Raw genomic sequence first — 16,878 nt, forward strand, 5'->3', positions numbered from 1 at the left:
CTCAGTCGTTGGACAGCGTCGCTCGTTCTCTGTTTGCGAAATACCTGAAGATAGCGACGGGTGAACCGATGAGTGCCGCGATCACGAAAGCCGGAAGTAGAACGCTCAGTTCGAGCGCCTCGACGGTCAGGAGCGCGGCGATGTAAACCAAGAGTGCAGTCTGGAGGGTCTCCGACATATTCGCGTCGACTCGGAGACTTCCCAAAACTGTTCCGACGCGTATCGCGGCGACGAAACTGAACGTACGGTACTGAGAAACGGTTCCGAATCGGAGCACTCTCGGTGACTCGTCGAACCGCGGGGACAGGTCGCGCCGCTTTAGGAGGCGGCGCGACGGCCGGTAGTCGAGTTCGAAACAGCGTGCTAGACGCCGGTCGGCGTCGACTGATTTCGTCGAGTGATGTGCCGCAGTCGAACGCGGCAGGTGGTAGCACGGGTCGGGGGTTTAAAACGGTACTTCTCCGACAGCCGCGGCTGTCCGATCGCTGTCGACGGGGTCGACGCGGTGGTTCGCTCCTTACAGCCGTTCGAGGTTCACCGCACGCGGACCTTTCTCCGCCGCCTCGATCTCGAACTCCACTTCCTGCCCCTCTTCGAGGTCGGGACCGTCGACGTCCTCCATGTGGAAGAACACGTCCTCCTCGGAGTCGTCGGTCTCTATGAAGCCGTAGCCGCCGGTGTCGTTGAAGAACACAACCGTTCCAGTCGCCATCGTAAACTGATGGACGCGTAGGGTCTCAATAAGGATTACGTGCGTCACTCGACGCGGTCGGTCACGGCGAGTGAGAGGTGGTCGCTGCGACGCGCGTCGAAACCGAGGTGGCGGAGCCGAACCCGACGGCGGTTACCGCAGGAAGCCGAGGAGGCGGTACTCGCTGTCGGGGTCGTAGCGCCGGAACAGGAGGCTGTTCGTGAGCACGGAGACGCTGGAGACGGCCATCGCCGCCGCCGCGAGGACGGGCTGGAGCAGGCCGAGCGAGGCCAGCGGAATCATCGCCGTGTTGTAGCCGAGCGCCCAGAAGAGGTTCTGCTTTATCTTCGAGAGCGTCCCCTCCGAGACGCGCATCGCGCGAACGACGTCCACCGGGTCGTCGCGCATCAGCGTCACGTCGGCGGCTTCGATGGCCACGTCGGTGCCGCTGCCGAGCGCCGTGCCGACGAACGCCGCCGCGAGCGCGGGCGCGTCGTTGACGCCGTCGCCGACCATCATCACGCGACGGCCGTCGGCCTGAATCGACTCGACCTCGTCGGCCTTCTCGTCGGGCAGCACCCCCGCGCGGACGTTCTCGGGGTCGATGCCGACGCGCTCGGCGACGGCGCGGGCGGTGCGCTCGTTGTCGCCGGTGAGCATGAACACCGAGACGCCGCGCTCGCGGAGCGTCGAGACGGCTTCCTGCGCCGACTGCTTCACCTCGTCGGCGACGGCGAGCACGCCGAGCAGTTCCCCGTCGAGGGCGACGAGAATCGCCGTCTTCCCCTCGGATTCGAGGTCGCTCATGACGTCGGCCGCGGGTTCGGGGTCGACGTCGTACTCGCGCAGCAGGTCGGGTTTGCCGACGACGGCGGTACCGCGGTCGATGCGGGCGCGGACGCCCTTCCCGGCGACGTTCTGGAACGCAGCGGGGTCGGAGACCTCGACACCTCGCTCCTTCGCGCCGTCGACGACGGCCTCGGCGATGGGGTGTTCGCTGCCCGCTTCGGCGGCGGCGGCGACTTCGAGGAGGAGTCGCTCGTCGGTCTCGGACTCGACGGCCGTCCCCGCGCTCGCTCCTGCACCGTCGGCGCGAACGTCACCGTCGGTCGCGCGGACGTCGCCGCCGGGACCGTTCGAGTCGCCGCTCCCGTCTGCGGTCGGCGAGACGACGACGGCGTCGGTCAGATGCATCTCGCCCTTCGTGAGCGTCCCCGTCTTGTCGAAGACGACGGTGTCGACGTCGCGGACGCGTTCGAGCACGTCGCCGCCCTTGAACAGGATGCCGTGCTTCGCGCCGATGGTCGTCCCGACCATCGTCGCCGCGGGCGTCGCCAGACCGAGCGCGCAGGGGCAGGCGATGAGGACGGCCGACGCGAAGACGACGACGGCGAACTCGAACGCGGAGAGCGCGGCGGGACCGCCGCCGACGAGACCCCACAGCGGCAGCGACGTGACGAACCCGGAGAGCGCCTCGGGGAACAGATACCAGACGACCGACCAGAAGACGGCGTTGGCGATGACCGCCGGGACGAAGTACGCGCTGATGCGGTCGGCGAGGTTCTGAATCTCCGGTTGGCGGCTCTGGGCGTCGCGCACCATCTGGACGATCTGCTGGAGCGCCGTCTCGGAGCCGACTTTCGTCGCGCGGACGTACAGCAGGCCGTTCTCGTTGATAGTCGAGCCGACGACTTCGTCGCCGGGCGATTTCTCGACGGGGACGGACTCGCCGGTGACGTTCGACTCGTCGACGGCGCTCTCGCCCTCGACGACGACGCCGTCGGTTGGCACTTTCTCGCCCGGTCGGACCTTCATCACGTCGCCCTCCTCGACCTCGTCGAGGGGGACCTCGCGCTCGTTCTCGAACTCGGGGTCGTCGCTCGTCTCCGACTCCACCTCGTCGACGACGGTGGCGTCGTCGGCTTCGAGTTCGAGCAACTGGCGAATCGCCTCGCCGGCCTGACCCTTCGAGCGGGCTTCGAGATAGTTACCGAGCGTGATGAACACCAAGATGAGCGCCGCGCTCTCGAAGTACAGTTGACCCACGTCCAAGAGGCCGAGGAGGACGACGACGCTGTAAACGTACGCCGTCGTCGACCCGAGCGCGATGAGCACGTCCATGTTCGCCGTGCGGTTCTTGACGAGCGCCTTGTAGGAGTTGACGTAGAACTCCTTGCCGAGGAAGTACTGGACGGGCGTCGCGAGCACGAGCGCGATCCAGCCCATCTCGACGCCGAGGATGGACTCCGGGACCGGAATCCCGACGAGGTGACCCATCATCAAGACCGAGAGCGGAATCGCCAACGATGCGCCGAACAGCGTCAGGTTGCGCTGGTGACGGAGTTCGGCTTTTCGGGCGTTCTCGCGGCGGTCACCTTCGCTCTCGCCTTCCTCGCCGTCGCCCGTATCTTCACGCACCGGCGAGTAGCCCGCGTCTTCGATGGCGTCGTAGACGTCCGAGCGCGACACCGCTTCCGGGTTGTACCGGACGGTCGCCTCGTCGGTGGCGTAGTTGGCGTCGACGGAGATGACGCCCGGCAGGTCGCCGACGGCGCGCTCGACCGTCTGCACGCAGTTCGAGCAGGTCATGTCCGTGATGCCGACGTTGACCTCCTCGGCGACCGGGTCGTAGCCCGAGCGTTCGATGGCGTCGTACACCTCCGCGAGGCTCACGCGGTCGGGGTCGTACTCGACGGTCCCCTCGTCGGTGGCGTAGTTGACGTTCACCTCCCCGACGCCGTCGAGCTCCTCGACGGCTGACGTGACGGTAGACGAGCAGTTCGCACAGCTCATCCCCCTGACTTCGATTCGGACGCGTTGCAGTTCACTCATTGATTCGATATACGTGCCCCGCACTCATGCGACTTGTGCCTTCGATTCGAAGGTAATTTCGAAATAGAGATTCGAAAAATGGACTGAGTTCAGACGCCGCTTTGGAGTCTGTCGTACCGTTCCCCGAAGTTCGCCAGACAGGAGTCGCAACAGAAGTGGTACAGTTCGTCGTCGAAGCGCGCGGACTCGCCCTCGCTGGTGACGGTGTTGCCGCACTCGACGCAGGAGAGCGCCAGGTCGGCGTCGCCGAGTCCGGGCGTCCACTCGTCGTCGACGACGAGGTTCGCGTCGATGTCGCGGACGTCGTCGAGGTCGACGACGCTGTCGAGGAACGCCGTCACGTCTCCCTCGCGTATCGGCGCGCGGAAGACGACGCGGGCGTCGGCGGTCCGGAAGACGTGGTCGGTTCGTTCGTGCGCGGTCAGCGCCTCGGCGATGTCCTCCGCGGAGGCGGGCCGAACGTCGAGTTCGACGAGCATCGGCATTCCCTCCCGAAGCAACGACCGGTCCACGTCGACGGTGAACCGTCTGATGACGCCGATCTCGCGCAGTCGGTCCACGCGGTCGGAGACGGCGGGCGCGGAGAGGCCGACGTGGTCGGCGAGATCGCTGTACGGTCGCCGGGCGTCGTCCAAGAGGAGACGCAGAATCTGTCGGTCGGTGTCGTCGAGGGTTCGCATGGGAAGCACTTCGACGTGAAGAGGTAAGTGAGTTCGGTGACCGGTTTCGATTCCAAAGGTGAAATCGCGGTTTCGGCCTCGGTTCGAAAGGGAAAGGTGAAAGAGTCGACAGCGAGTACGACGGGACATGACGACGACACTCATCGTCGAAGGCATGAGCTGTGATGGCTGCGAGAAAAGCGTCGTAGAGGCGCTCGAAGGCGTCGACGGCGTCGAGAGCGCGAGCGCGGACCACGAGTCGGACACCGCGAGCGTCGAGGGCGACGCCGACCCACTGGACCTCGTGGTCGCCGTCGACGACGCGGGCTACGAGGCGAAGGCGTAACTCGAGCTAGAGGCCCCTAGTTGTGCGATTTCTCCTGTGAACCGAGACGTGACGTACCGCCCGTCTCGCTGCGAACAGTAGCCTCGATGTAATTATATGCGGGAATGTCGTATCCGTGACCAGAATGGTGTTGAACCGCCCGGTCTGCACGAACTGCCAGAGTAGACTGGTTCTAAAGATGCGGACCGAAGGTACCTTCGCACCGCAGGCAACCGATTATCAGCCCGTGTATCGGTGCTACCGGTGCTTCAGCTCTTTCCAACTAGGCGCTGACGAGTCGTAACGAAAGCGGATTGCTCCTTATCTCGGTTGCGTCGTTCGCATCTGGACACCCCGACCGAAGCGCATCAGTTTCGCAGCGAACTCCGAACAGAGAGCCCGGACTACCGTTCCCTGTTACTCTTCTCTCGGCTGCCGCCCCAGCGTGTGGAACTCATCGTTCGGGCGCATGTCCGCGAACATCGCCATCCGGTTCGAGAGGTTGAACATCGACGTGACCGCGCCGATGTCCCAGATGGCCTCCTCGGAGTAGCCCGCGTCGCGTAACTTCTCGAAGTCCTCCTCGCCGACTTTCGCGGGCGCTTCGGTGAGTTTCACCGCCACGTCCAGCATCGCCATCCGCTCGTCGCTCACGTCGGCCGTTCGGTAGTTGGCGACGAGTTGGTCCGCGAGCAGGGGGTCTTTCGCGTAGATGCGGACGAGCGCGCCGTGGGCGACGTTGCAGTAGTAGCAGTGGTTGACGCCGGAGACGGCGACGATTATCAGCTCTATCTCCTCGCGGTCGAGCGCCGCGTCGTCGACGAGCGCGTCGTGGTACTCGAAGAACGCTCGGAAGTGCGAGGGTTTGTACGCGAAACCCGAGAAGACGTTCGGGGTGAACCCGGCGCGTTCTGTCTCCTCGGTGATTCGTTCCTGCAGGTCCTCGGGCAGTTCGTTGAAGTCGGGAACGGGAAATCGGCGCATCGCGTCGTCGTCCAGCGCGGGGGTCGAGTCGTCCGTCATACCCGCGGATTCGGTGAGACCGTACTTAATCGTACGTCCGAATCGAGACCTCGTTCAGATGACGCCGAGGGCGGCGCTGACCCACGCCGCCGTCACGAAGACGCCGAGGACGAACAGTCCGTAGTTCCAGACCGCGCTGTCCGCCGTCGTCAGCGACAGCGAGTATCCTCTCCCCGACAGCGGCCAGAGGAAGTTGACGCCCATCGGCGTGAGCGCGTCGCCGACGAGGTGACCGACGACGGTCAGGAAACCGACGACGAACGCGAAGACGGCGAGGCCGACGCTCGCGCCGCCGAGCGAGACGGAAAACGCCCCCAGCGCGTCGGTTACGACGGCGGCGACGCCCCAGAACAGACCACCGACGAGTCCCGCGAACAACAGCGTGTGCGTCGGCCCGCGGTGGCGAACTCCGGGTAGCTTGTGGTCCACGTCCGGCAGCATCGACAGCCAGAGCATCGTCGCGCCGAGGGCGAACGCGGGGGTGACGGCCCCCGCGCTGACGAGCGTGTAGCCGATGGGCGCGAAGACGAGCAGCGAGACGCCGTAGTGGCCCGTTCGGAACATACCGCGGCATCTCACCGCGGGCGTAAAATCGGTCCGTTTTCGGTCGACGAAGCGGCTTCGGCGGTTCCGTTGATTCGGCGATTCCGTCGATTTAGCAATTCCAACGATTCGGCGACTGACCGGAGAGTTAACCCGGTGGCCGACGTATCGCGGGTACCGTGGCTCCCGTCGTCGCATCCTTCGAGTGGCGAACGCCCGCCGAGTTCGCGCTCCAACTCGGTCCGGTAGATGCGCTGATTTCGACGTTCGGCCCGTTCGTCGTCCCGGTTCTGATCTTCGCCGTCGGTACCGTCGGATACCTGATTCTCGTCGCGCTTGGACGGGCGGGGTTGGTGAGCGGGGACGAACGGTAGTCACCCGCGACCGGACGCGGCGCGAAACTTCAAATACGGGGATGGAACCACCCATCTCCGTGCTCTAACGTGCGGTCGCGGGGGGAGTCGAGGCGGGTGTGCGGCGCGCTCCTCCGCGACACGGATTTGCGCCGCCTGTTCGCTAACTCACGGTCGAGAGGCGTCCCGCTCGACTCGACTCAGTTCCACGGCCTGTGGTCGGGGTCGATGACGCGCTTCTCGCGGTCGATGCCGTCTATCTTCGCCAGGTCCTCGTCGTCCAACTCCAGTTCTCGGGCGGCGAAGTTCTCGGCGACGTGTTCGCCCGTCGACTTCGGAATCGGGACGATGACGTCCTGCGCCATCGACCACGCGAGGCAGACCTGCGCGACGCTCGCGTCGTGTTTCTCGGCCACCTCGACGAGTTCGGGTTCGTCGAAGATTTCGCCCCGCCCGAGTGGGGTGTACGCGACAAGCGAGTAGCCGTGCTCGCGGGCGTCGGCGCGCAGTTCCTCCTGAGGGAGCAGCGGGTGGCACTCGACCTGGTGGGCTGCGATGGGCGAGTCGAGAGTCTCTCGCGCTTCGTCCAACAGTTCCGGCGTGAAGTTGCTGACGCCGACGTGGTCGGTCAGCCCCGCTTCGCGCAGTTCGTCGAAGACCGGCAGCGTCGTCTCAGCGTCGTAAGCGTGGGTCGGCCAGTGGACGTACAGCAGGTCGACCGAGTCGACGCCGAGTCGGTCGAGACTCTCCTCCGTCGTGCGCCGAACGTCCTCGGGTGCGAGGTTCTTCGGGTGGACTTTCGTCGCGAGAATCACGTCATCCGGGTCGACGTCGCTCTGTCGGAGACCCGCTCCGACGGGTTCTTCGTTGTCGTACATCTGCGCGGTGTCGACGTGGCGGTAACCGATATCGAGCGCCGCGGCGACGGTGCTCGCGCACTCTTCGGGGTCTTTGTTACCGGAGGTTCCGAGGCCCATCGACGGCAGGTCGAGCGTCATGCTCGATTCGAGGGGTTCGGTACAAAAAGAGGTAGGGGAGGCGGCAGGCGGGCGTCGAGGGCGGGCGTCGAAGACGCGCGTCTCGGACGATGTTGGCCGATGTTCGGACGGCCCTCAGTCGGCTTTCGTCTCGTCGCCGCGGACGAATCGGTCGTAGGCGGAGGCGAACTCCTCGTCGGATTCGGCCGCTTCCTCCCACGTCTCCAAACCGCGTTCGGCCCGCGTCCCCTCGATGGTGTTGTCGAGGAAGAACGCGACGAGACCGCCGACGGCCATCCCGGTGCTACCGACGACGTAGAGCACGTCGCCGACGAGCTTCGTTCCAAGGACTGGCCCGACGAGCGCGACGTTCTGCAGGCCCTGACGGAACGCTTCCGCGCCGCTGAGGTCCGGGTTCGCGGCGGCGACGTTGCCCATGTAGGCAGGAATCGCCAGTCCGGCGAAGAGCGCGAAGCCGACGATGAACACGTTGCGAGAGGAGTCGAGGTCGACGCATTCGAGGTTCGAGAGGCCGACGGCGACGATTTGGCCGAACATCGCCAGAAAGAGGCCGCCGACGATGGGGTCCGGAATCGTCGCGACGAGTTGGCCGAAGTAGCCGACGAAGCCCACGACGAGCATCAGCGCCGCGCCGACTTGAACGACGTAACGGGAGGCGACCCCCGTGATGCCGATAGCGCCGATGTTCTCCGAGTAGGAGGTCGACCCGCCGGCACCCATCGCGCCCGCGAACACGTTCATGATACCCTCCATCCCGATGCCGTGGTTGATGCGCTTCTCGCTCGGTGCGCCGAGACCCGAGAGACGGGCGACGGCGTGGTAGTCGCCGAAGCTCTCGACCATCGACGCGGCGACGCCCGCGAGCATCCCGACGACGAACGAGAGCGTCAGTTGCGGGACGCCGAACGCGAGCGGCCACCCGACGACCGGAACCGTCACCGCCACGGTGTTCGCGCCGCCGGCCATCCCCCACTGGAAGGGGTGAATCGGCATGAACGCGGGGGCGGCGAGCACCTCGCCCAGCGGGACGTAACCGGGCATCCCGGCCTGATAGACGCCGACGACGCTCAACGCGGCGGCGAGCGCGTACGCCGTGACGACGCCGAGGAGGACGGGGAAGAGCTTGAAGATGCGAGCGGACGTGTCGAGATACTGCGAGAAGAGGACGATGAGACCGAGCGTCAGTCCCAACAGCCACCAGTCGTTCGTGACTGCAGTGATCTGCGGGGTGTCGAACAGCGAGAGGCCGATGAGCGCGATGGTGGGCGCGATGACCACCGGCGAGACAAATCTCCGAAGACGGCCGAACAAGCCGAGATAGCCGACGACGATCTCGGCCAGCGAGGCGGCGATAATCGCTCCCTGTAACTGCAGCAGCGCGTACTGCCAGTCCGCTCCCGGCGGGTTCCCCGTCTGTGCGACGGCGATGACCGCCAGCGCGGGCGCGAGCATCGAGAACGGTGCGCCCTGCACGATGGGGTAGCGGTTACCGAACGTCGTCTGCGCCAGCGTGGCGACGCCGGAGACGACGAAGAACGTCCCGACGAAGCGCGGAACGAGCGAGTCCGGAATCCCGAGTGCGGCCGCGAGTATGAGCGGCACGGCGATGTTCGCGCCGACCATCGTCAGGTAGTGCTGCAGGCCGAGCAGCAGCGACTCGCCCAATGGCGGCTTGTCTTCGATACCGTACTCTACGAACTCCGATTCCGTCCGTTTGCCCGTCATGGTGCCCCGACCATTGGCGCAAACAAATCGCCGTTCGGTACTTATGCGGTCCGCTTTCGTCGCGCCCGTGCCGACGGAAACCCGGCGGCTACTCGTCGGCTCTGAACGTCTCGACGGCGTTCCGGTCGGGGAGCGCCGTCATCGCGCCGGGTTCGGTCGTCGTCACCGCGGCGACGGCGTTGGCGAACGCGAGCGCTTCGGCGAGCGACTCGCCCGCAGACAACGCCGCGACGACGCCCGCGGTGAACGCGTCGCCCGCGCCGGTCGTATCGACCGGGTCGACGCGGTAGCCGTCGTGCGTCGCCTCGACCTCCCCGCCGTCGCTCCACGGTGCCTCCGGCGTCGCGTAGGCGTACGCCCCCGCGTCGCCGAGCGTGATGACCGCGGTGTGCGGCCCGAACGTACAGATTTCGCGGGCCAACTCCGCCGCGTCGCCGGTGAGTCCAGCCTCGCGGAGGTCCTCTGGCGTGGCTTTCACCACGTCGGCGAGCGCGAACCCCTCACGAACCGACTCGCGGTAGGAGAACTCCGTCCAGCGTTCGGGTCGGGCGTTCGGGTCGAACGAGACCGTCACGTCCGTCTCGGTGGCGCGTTCGAGCAGGTCGAGCACGGCGGTTCGGGACGGTTCGGTATCGAGCGAGAGCACGTCGGCGTGGAGCCACCCGAACTCGGCGAGGGCGTCGTCGTCGACGGTGCCGGGTTCGAGTCGGGCGTCGGCGGCCGCGTCGCGGTAGAAGCTGAACTCCCGGTCGGCGTCCTCGCCGAGGCTGACGAACGCGAGCGTCGTCTTCCCGTTCGGGTCGCGTTCGACGTACTCGCCGGAGAGACCGTGGTCGGCCAGAAACTCGGCGAGGTAGTCGCCGAAGGGGTCGGTGCCGAGACGCGTCCAGAAGGAGACGGAGGCGTCGAGATGCGAGAGCGCGACGGCGACGTTCGCCGGAGCGCCCCCCGCGCGTCGGGAGAACGACTCGACCGACGCGAGGCTCCCCGACGCGTCGGGGATGAAGTCGATGAGCGCCTCGCCGGCGACGAGAATCCGTGTCATACGCGACGGTAAGCGAGCGGCTACCATCAATCCGGGCGATTCCGTCAGGATTCGACTAGAGGTCGGCTACGTCGTCGACGGGCAGTACTCAGCGCTCGTCGAGGAGCGCGTCGAGATGTACCTTGCTCGTCTCGATGTAGTCGAAGCCGAACGTGAACACTTCGAGCGAGAGCGTCCCCGTCCAGTCGTCGGGGAACGCGCCCAGGATGCGCTCGAAGTCGAGGTTGCCCGCGCCGAACGGCAGGTGTTCGTCCGAGGCCTGCCGCGTGTCGTTGAGGTGGACGTGGCTGATACGGTCGCCGTGTTCCTCGACGAACGAGGCGATGCCGCCGGAGTCGCGGCCGTCCATCCGCGCGTGGCCGGTGTCGAGCGTCATCGACGCCTCGGTCTCGGCGAGCAACTGGGAGAACTCGTGGGTCCGGAAGAGGCTCCGGGGGATGTTCTCGACGCAGACCTCGAACTCGTGTTCGTCCGCGTGCGCGACGAGTTCGCGTATCGAGTTGAGCGCGTTGTCTCGCAGCGACGAGGAGTCCCACGCGGGCGACCACGCGCCCGTCGTCGGGTGGAGGACGCCCTTCTCCGCGCCGAGCGCGGCGGCGGTATCGATTGCGGCTTTCTGCTCGGCAACCGACCCCGCTCTGACGTGCTCGAACGGCGACCCCAGGTCGATACCGCCGAAGGGGAGGTGGACTAGCAGGTCCAGCTCTCGGTCGTCGAGCGCCCGCCGAACCTCGTCGGCCCGCTCGTCGAGTCGACGGCGCTCGGTGTCGCCGTCCATCATCGCCTCCACGTAGTCGAACTCGTACTCGGCGGCCGCCTCGATAGCCGCGTCGAGGTCCATGTTCATCTGGGTGACGTACCCGGTGCGGGCGTCCATAGCAGGCCCTCCGTGCGCGAACGTGTTAGGTGGTTCCCCGAATCCGAAGCTCTTCGCGCCCCTCTCCCTCCCGTTCGAACGATGACGCGCGACTCTCTCTCCGGGTCGACGCCGACGTCGGCGACAGTGCCGAGACGGGGGCGCTCGGCGACGAAAGCGGCGAAAGCGGCGAAAACGACGAGAACGACGACCCGATGGTTCTCGTCCGTCCCTGACGACGGGAACGATTCGCACACCACCGAACGATTCAGTAGCGCGCGCCGAGAGCGTCAGCTATGCCCGGACCGGTGTTCCTCCGAGGGGAGCGCGTCGAACTCAGACCCGTCGAGAAGGCCGACGTCGAGTTCGTCCAACGACTCGTCGACGACCCGGCGGTGTGGCCGACGCTGGGCTCCTACCGACCGAAGAACCGCACCCAGGAGATGGAGTGGATCGAATCGATCGGCGACGACACCGACGACCAGTTTCTCGTCTGCGACGACGGCGACCCGGTCGGTCTCGTCGGAGTGACTCCGAACGAGACGTGGGGTACAGCCGAACTCGGCTACATGATCTCCCCGGAAGCGTGGGGCAACGGCTACTGCACCGACGCCGTTCGAACCGTCTCGCGCTACGCGTTCGAGGAGCGCCGGATGCACAAAGTCGTCGCCGAGGCGTACGACCACAACGTCGGTTCACAGCGCGTGCTGGAGAAGGTGGGGTTCACGCTGGAAGGGACCCACAGAGAAGAGGCGTACGTCGGCGGCGAGTACCGCGACCTGCTTCACTACGGCCTGCTCGAAGGCGAGTTCGCGTGAAGGCGACCACGGCACGCTCTCGGCGTGAGTGCGAATCCGATTCGCTATCGAGCGGTTAGAGCCCCGACTCCGGCGCTTCGTCCAGAACTTCGTCGCGCTCGTCGTATCCGTGAACTTCGTCGCGCTCGTCGTGTCCGTGGACTTCGTCGCGCATGTCGTTCCGGTCGCTCTCGTCACACGCCGACGGAGCCTCGCGGAAACGGAGTGTGACGACGCTCCCTCGGGGGTCGTTCTCGTCGAAGCGGAGTTCGCCGTCGGCCTCGGTGAGAATCCAGTTGACGAGCCACAGTCCGATACCGCTGCCGTGTTCGAGCGGGGTTTCGACGCCCGACTCGACCACGCGCTGCTCTTCGGCCGGGATACCCGGCCCGTCGTCGGCGACGGACAGTTCGACGAACGTTCCGCCGTCGTCGGTGGCGGTGTCGACGGCGACGCGAACGGTAGGCGACTCCCGGTCGTGGTGTTCGACGGCGTTCTCGAGGAGGTTCTCCACGGCGACGAGAATCCGTTCGCCACCGTAGACCTGATACCGACCCGAGACGGACGCGGTGAACGTCGCTTCCGGGAACCCCCGGCGAGCGTCGGTGAGCGCGTCGTCGACGAGCGCCGTCAGGTCGACGGTGCCGAGTTCCTCGGACGTCCGTTCGAGCGTCCGGTCGACGAAGCGGGTTCGGTCGGCCACGTCGACCAGCGAGGTGGCGCGGTTCCGAATCATCCGCGCGTACTCTCGCACCTCCGGAGAGTGCGGGTCGTCGTACACGAGGTCCGCGTAGCCGAGGACGACGTTCATGTCGTTTCGCAGGTCGTGGCGGAGGACGCGGTTCAGTACCTGCAACCGCTGTTCGTACCGGCGACGCTCCGTCACGTCGCGCGCACTGATGACGATTCCTTCCACCGCCGGGTCGTCGAGGAGGCTGACGCCGACGGCCTCGAACGTTCGCCAAGAGCCGTCGGCGTGGCGGTATCGGTACTCGGCGCGTTCGGGCGTTCCGGATTCGATAGCGTCTTGCAGCACGGCCGTCGCTTGCTCGCGGTCGTCGGGATGGATGTAGTCGAACGGGCTCTCGCCGACGTGTCCGTCGGGGTCGTAGCCCATCACCGTCTCCATCGACGGACTGACGTACGCGTACGTCGCCGCCGCGTCGAGGACGACGATGATGTCGTGCGAGTTCTCGATGAGCGCGCGGAACTGTCGTTCGACCTGTCTACGCTCGGTGATGTCCCGAAAGACGAGTATCGCGCTCCCGCGCGGGCCGTCGGTGGTCGCGGTCACGTCGAGAATGGAACTGTCGCCGTCGTCGGATACCGTGACCTCGAGGTGGTCGTCGTCTCCGTCGAGCAGCGACCGGATTTCCGCGGAGTCCGGAACTACGGTCGCTGCCGGTCGACCGACGGGCGCCCGTTCGAATCCGAACGTCTCGCAGGCGGCGGGGTTCATCGCGGCGACGCACCGGTTCGGGTCGAGAACGACGATACCGTCCTCGAGTCGTTCGAACAGGTGTGCGCGCGCACCGGGAACCACGTCCAAGAGCCGGTACCGGCGCAGTGCTAACAGAATGAGGCTGTTGTTCACCCAGAACGTCATCGGCGCGAAGTCGAGGGAGGTGACGCCGAGGGCGAGCGGGAGCGCGCCCACGAGCGGCACCACACCCGACAGAATCAGTACGGCGACCTGCTTGCGGTAGAACTGCTCCGACTGGCGGAGGAGGTGGACGAGCACCGCGAGTGCGGCGACGCTCAGTCCGAACGAGTAGACGAGGTGCGTGGCGTACAGCGGCCCCGGGGCGACGACGAGCGTCGTGTATCCGAGCGTCGTATCGACCGCCGTCGCGTCGATGAAAAGCACGCTGTCGGTGAGCGCGAAGCCGACCATGACGAGCGGTTCGGCCGCGAGGACGGCGAACGCGCCGCGCGACAGCAGTCGTTTGTACCCGCTGTAGGCGATTACGAACACGAACCAGAACACCGGCGACAGCGTCGCAGAGACGAGTATCAGCCGAAACCACGGGAGCATCTCGACTCGCGTCGGTGCCAGCAGCAACGCCGCGTACGCGACGGCCCAGACCGCACCCGAGAGCGACAGCGCCGCGAAGGGGTACCGCGTCCACCGCGAGTACGCGGCCGTCCCGCTCAGAACGGAGGCGGCGACGGCGGCGCACACGACCCCCGAGAACAGCAGAAGTGTGATTGATACGATGTGGATGACCATCTGTGTCCGGCGAGTCGAGAAGCCCGCTCTCTGCTACGTGACGAAGAACCGGAGTATAAAATGTACTGATACGAAAAGCGCCGATTTCAGAGGCCGAGTTGCCGGCCGAGTACGAGGTGCTGAATCTCGCTCGTTCCCTCGCCGATCTCCATCAGTTTCGCGTCGCGGTAGAACCGCTGGGGGGCGAAATCCTCGGTGTAACCGTAGCCGCCGAGCACCTGCACGGCGTCCTCGGCGACCTCGCGAGCGGCCTCGCTGGCGTCGAGTTTCGCCAGCGCCGACTCCGTCGTCACCGACTCGCCCGCGTCGTAGCGGACGGCGGCTTTGTGCGTCAGGAGCCGCGCGCGCTCGGTTTTGCGGTACATGTCGACGACTTTGTCGCGGATGGCGTCGAACTTCGAGATGGGCTGGCCGAACTGCTCGCGCTCGCCCGAGTACTGTTTTGCGGCTTCGTACGCGCCCTGCGCGAGCCCCGTCGACAGCGCGGCGATGGAGATGCGCCCGCCGTCGAGCGTCTTCATCGTCTGCTTCCAGCCTTCGCCCTCCTCGCCGAGCAGGCGGTCCTCGGGGATTCGCACGTCGTCGAGCGATATCTCGCAGGTCGGCGAGCAGTTCAGCCCCATCTTGTCCCAGACGGTCGTGACCTCGAACCCGTCGTCCGCCTCGGGGTCGACGATGAACGTCGAGATGCCGTCGTAGCCTTCGCCGGGGGCGGTGACGGCTTTCACGAGGACGCTGCCGGCGACGGAGGCGTTCGTGATGAACTGCTTCGTGCCGTTGAGGACGTACTCGTCACCGTCCTTCACGGCCATCGTATCCATGTCGCTGGCGTCGCTGCCCGAACCGGGTTCGGTGAGCGCCCACGCGGCCATCGCCTCGCCGGAGGCCAGCGGCGTGAGCCACCGCTCCTTCTGCGCTTCGGTGCCGAACATCTCGATGGGTTTCGACCCGAGCGAGACGTGTGCGGCGTAGGAGAGACCGATACCGCCGGAGACGCGGCCGAGCTCCTCGGTGACGAGCGCGTACATCAGCTGGTCGCCGCCGAGGCCGCCGTACTCCTCGGAGATGGGGACGCCCATCATGTCGAGTTCGCCGAGCTCCTCGAACACCTCCGCGGGGAAGCGGTGCTCGTTCTCGACCTCCTGGGCGATGGGGGCGATCTCCTCCTCGCAGAACTCCCGGACGCTGTCGCGAATCATCCGGTGCTCCGCAGAGAGTTCGAAGTCCATACCGACGACTGCGGGGAGACGAGTGATAAAGTCAGCGAACGACCGTGAGGAATTCGAAGCTGTCGGCTCGGCTACTCGATTCAGTCCCGTCTCGCCTGCACACAGGGCGCCACTTATTGCGCTCGCCCGCGTCTCACACGCCGATGGAACTTCGCCGTCTGGTCCGCGGCCGAATCGACTGGGACCGTCTCGAAGGGGTCGTCCGCACGCTCGCGGAGCGACTCGACCGAGAGGAGGTCCACGTCCGGTTTCTCGACGCGGACAACTGGCTGTCGACGCCGTTCGTTCTGGACGACGAGTGGTTCGTCAAGGTCATCAGCCGACAGAACTCGCTGGTCCACGCCATCTTCACGACGGGGCGAAATCTCGGCGCGTTTTCGAGCGGTACGGAGGGATTCTTCGAGCATTTCGGGACGCCGTACCAGATGGCCGAACACGAACTGGAAGCGACGAAGCGGATGCGCGAGATCGGTATCAACGCGCCCGAACCCGTCGAAGCGCTCGAAATCGACGGTCTCGGCGTCGTCGTCCTCGAGTATCTCCCCGAATTTCGGTCGCTCGACGAACTGGACCGCGAGCGGGAGGCTGCGCTCGCCCCGGACCTCTTCGCGGCGCTGAAGGAACTGCACGACAACGGACTCGCTCACGGGGATTTGCGGGGAGAAAACGTGCTCATCCTCGACGGCGAACTCTACTTCATCGACGCGACGAGCGTCCGCGAGGACGGCCGCGACGACGCCCGCTCGTACGACATCGCCTGTGGATTGGCCGCGCTGGAACCGCTCATCGGCGCGCAGGAGACCGTCGACGCCGCGCTCTCGGCGTACTCGACGGAGGACGTGCTCGCGGCGCTGGAGTTTCTGGACTTCGTCAACATCCGCCCGGACCACGACTTCGACGCCGCGGCGGTCAAAGGCGAGATCGAAAAACGCGCGTCGTGACCGTTGTGACCGTTCTCCTCGACGCTCGACGGCGACTCGAAGGAGTCCGGCCGAGCGCGACTACTCCTCGTCGATCTCTATCTTCACCGGGTCGCGCCCACGACCGTCCAAGCCCGAGGACTCCGCCATCGATTCGAGGTGGTCTTCGACTATCTCGACGTTCTTCACGTTCGCCTTCCACACCGCGTCGAACAGCGTCCCGAGGACCGGAACCGAGCCGACGACTGTGTCGACGGCGACGTTGGCCAACATCCGGATGAGTCGGTTCAGCGGCACGCCGAGGTTCGCCGCCTCCGCGATGATGTAGATCGAGAGCCCCGCCGAGACGAGGTCGCCGGCGACCGGAAGCGCGCCGAGAATGGGGTCGGCCCCGATTCGGTACCCGATTCCCGGAATCCTCACTGACTCGTCGAGGAAGGTAGCGACCGCCCGAATCCGTCTCAAGGCGGGTTCGTCGAGCGAGTCCGGCGCGTTTTCGATGGAGTGTTCGTCCATGTTCCGACAGTCGTCGCCCAGACGTATGACGGCTATGCCTGTTCAGTGCGCGATCCGTCCGCCGAGAGGACTGTTCAACGCACAACTTTGTTCGTTGTCTGACTTGTCCGACTTGTCCGACGGGCGGACCGTTCGT

At 66.0% G+C, this 16,878-nt stretch carries 17 protein-coding genes; 4 read left to right on the top strand and 13 right to left on the bottom strand.

Annotation, left to right across the window (positions count from 1 at the left end; translation table 11 throughout):
* Position 1 precedes the first annotated feature (1 nt).
* From FCF25_RS15730 to FCF25_RS13725, 4 genes are all read right to left on the bottom strand, one after another.
* Positions 2 to 178 (bottom strand): hypothetical protein, encoded by a 177-nt coding sequence (locus FCF25_RS15730; RefSeq protein ID WP_168191263.1) that lies wholly within the window; start codon positions 176 to 178, stop codon positions 2 to 4.
* A gap of 339 nt (positions 179 to 517) precedes the next feature.
* The gene (locus FCF25_RS13715; RefSeq protein ID WP_117591294.1) at positions 518 to 712 is read right to left on the bottom strand and encodes a cold-shock protein; all 195 of its coding nucleotides are present in this window, start codon (positions 710 to 712) and stop codon (positions 518 to 520) included.
* A 132-nt stretch (positions 713 to 844) separates the two neighbouring features.
* Complete coding sequence (locus FCF25_RS13720; protein ID WP_137049080.1) at positions 845 to 3,523, bottom strand: HAD-IC family P-type ATPase; 2,679 nt, start codon at positions 3,521 to 3,523, stop codon at positions 845 to 847.
* Between the two features lie 89 nt (positions 3,524 to 3,612).
* Positions 3,613 to 4,203: an AsnC family transcriptional regulator gene (locus FCF25_RS13725; RefSeq protein ID WP_117591292.1), complete on the bottom strand. Its 591-nt coding sequence runs from the start codon at positions 4,201 to 4,203 to the stop codon at positions 3,613 to 3,615.
* Between the two features lie 127 nt (positions 4,204 to 4,330).
* Between FCF25_RS13725 and FCF25_RS13730 the strand changes: the two genes are divergently transcribed.
* Positions 4,331 to 4,528, top strand: coding sequence for a heavy-metal-associated domain-containing protein (locus FCF25_RS13730; protein WP_137049081.1), 198 nt, complete (start codon positions 4,331 to 4,333; stop codon positions 4,526 to 4,528).
* Between the two features lie 396 nt (positions 4,529 to 4,924).
* Here FCF25_RS13730 and FCF25_RS13735 read toward each other — a convergent pair whose 3' ends face one another.
* Both FCF25_RS13735 and FCF25_RS13740 read right to left on the bottom strand, forming a co-directional pair.
* Complete coding sequence (locus tag FCF25_RS13735; protein ID WP_174786398.1) at positions 4,925 to 5,506, bottom strand: peroxidase-related enzyme; 582 nt, start codon at positions 5,504 to 5,506, stop codon at positions 4,925 to 4,927.
* A gap of 78 nt (positions 5,507 to 5,584) precedes the next feature.
* Entirely contained in the window at positions 5,585 to 6,094 is a 510-nt protein-coding gene (locus tag FCF25_RS13740) for a metal-dependent hydrolase (protein WP_137049083.1), read from the bottom strand.
* A 158-nt stretch (positions 6,095 to 6,252) separates the two neighbouring features.
* On the opposite strand from FCF25_RS13740, the gene FCF25_RS13745 reads away from it, so the two are divergent.
* Positions 6,253 to 6,447 (top strand): hypothetical protein, encoded by a 195-nt coding sequence (locus tag FCF25_RS13745; protein WP_137049084.1) that lies wholly within the window; start codon positions 6,253 to 6,255, stop codon positions 6,445 to 6,447.
* Positions 6,448 to 6,626: 179 nt separating this feature from the next.
* On the opposite strand, the gene FCF25_RS13750 is transcribed toward FCF25_RS13745, so the two are convergent.
* The 4 genes from FCF25_RS13750 to FCF25_RS13765 all read right to left on the bottom strand — a co-directional run bounded on the left by FCF25_RS13750 (position 6,627) and on the right by FCF25_RS13765 (position 11,071).
* A complete protein-coding gene (locus FCF25_RS13750; protein WP_137049085.1) occupies positions 6,627 to 7,424 on the bottom strand; it encodes an aldo/keto reductase in 798 nt (265 codons plus the stop codon).
* 114 nt (positions 7,425 to 7,538) lie between these two features.
* On the bottom strand, positions 7,539 to 9,149 hold the full coding sequence (locus FCF25_RS13755; RefSeq protein ID WP_137049086.1) for a uracil-xanthine permease family protein: 1,611 nt from the start codon (positions 9,147 to 9,149) through the stop codon (positions 7,539 to 7,541).
* Between the two features lie 88 nt (positions 9,150 to 9,237).
* Positions 9,238 to 10,194: a carbohydrate kinase family protein gene (locus FCF25_RS13760; protein ID WP_137049087.1), complete on the bottom strand. Its 957-nt coding sequence runs from the start codon at positions 10,192 to 10,194 to the stop codon at positions 9,238 to 9,240.
* 88 nt (positions 10,195 to 10,282) lie between these two features.
* Entirely contained in the window at positions 10,283 to 11,071 is a 789-nt protein-coding gene (locus FCF25_RS13765) for a sugar phosphate isomerase/epimerase (RefSeq protein ID WP_137049088.1), read from the bottom strand.
* 275 nt (positions 11,072 to 11,346) lie between these two features.
* Here FCF25_RS13765 and FCF25_RS13770 point away from each other — a divergent pair, with 275 nt between their 5' ends.
* Complete coding sequence (locus tag FCF25_RS13770; RefSeq protein WP_137049089.1) at positions 11,347 to 11,868, top strand: GNAT family N-acetyltransferase; 522 nt, start codon at positions 11,347 to 11,349, stop codon at positions 11,866 to 11,868.
* A 55-nt stretch (positions 11,869 to 11,923) separates the two neighbouring features.
* On the opposite strand, the gene FCF25_RS13775 is transcribed toward FCF25_RS13770, so the two are convergent.
* A complete protein-coding gene (locus FCF25_RS13775; RefSeq protein ID WP_137049090.1) occupies positions 11,924 to 14,077 on the bottom strand; it encodes a histidine kinase N-terminal 7TM domain-containing protein in 2,154 nt (717 codons plus the stop codon).
* A gap of 86 nt (positions 14,078 to 14,163) precedes the next feature.
* Positions 14,164 to 15,306, bottom strand: coding sequence for an acyl-CoA dehydrogenase family protein (locus tag FCF25_RS13780; RefSeq protein ID WP_137049091.1), 1,143 nt, complete (start codon positions 15,304 to 15,306; stop codon positions 14,164 to 14,166).
* Between the two features lie 143 nt (positions 15,307 to 15,449).
* Between FCF25_RS13780 and FCF25_RS13785 the strand changes: the two genes are divergently transcribed.
* Positions 15,450 to 16,247 (top strand): RIO1 family regulatory kinase/ATPase, encoded by a 798-nt coding sequence (locus tag FCF25_RS13785; protein WP_117591279.1) that lies wholly within the window; start codon positions 15,450 to 15,452, stop codon positions 16,245 to 16,247.
* Positions 16,248 to 16,307: 60 nt separating this feature from the next.
* Here the strand turns inward: FCF25_RS13785 and FCF25_RS13790 are convergent, their stop codons facing one another.
* Positions 16,308 to 16,742 (bottom strand): DUF4112 domain-containing protein, encoded by a 435-nt coding sequence (locus tag FCF25_RS13790; RefSeq protein ID WP_137049092.1) that lies wholly within the window; start codon positions 16,740 to 16,742, stop codon positions 16,308 to 16,310.
* Between the last annotated feature and the right edge of the window lie 136 nt (positions 16,743 to 16,878).

Source organism: Haloprofundus sp. MHR1 (genome assembly GCF_005155585.1).
Taxonomy (GTDB): Archaea; Halobacteriota; Halobacteria; order Halobacteriales; family Haloferacaceae; genus Haloprofundus; species Haloprofundus halophilus.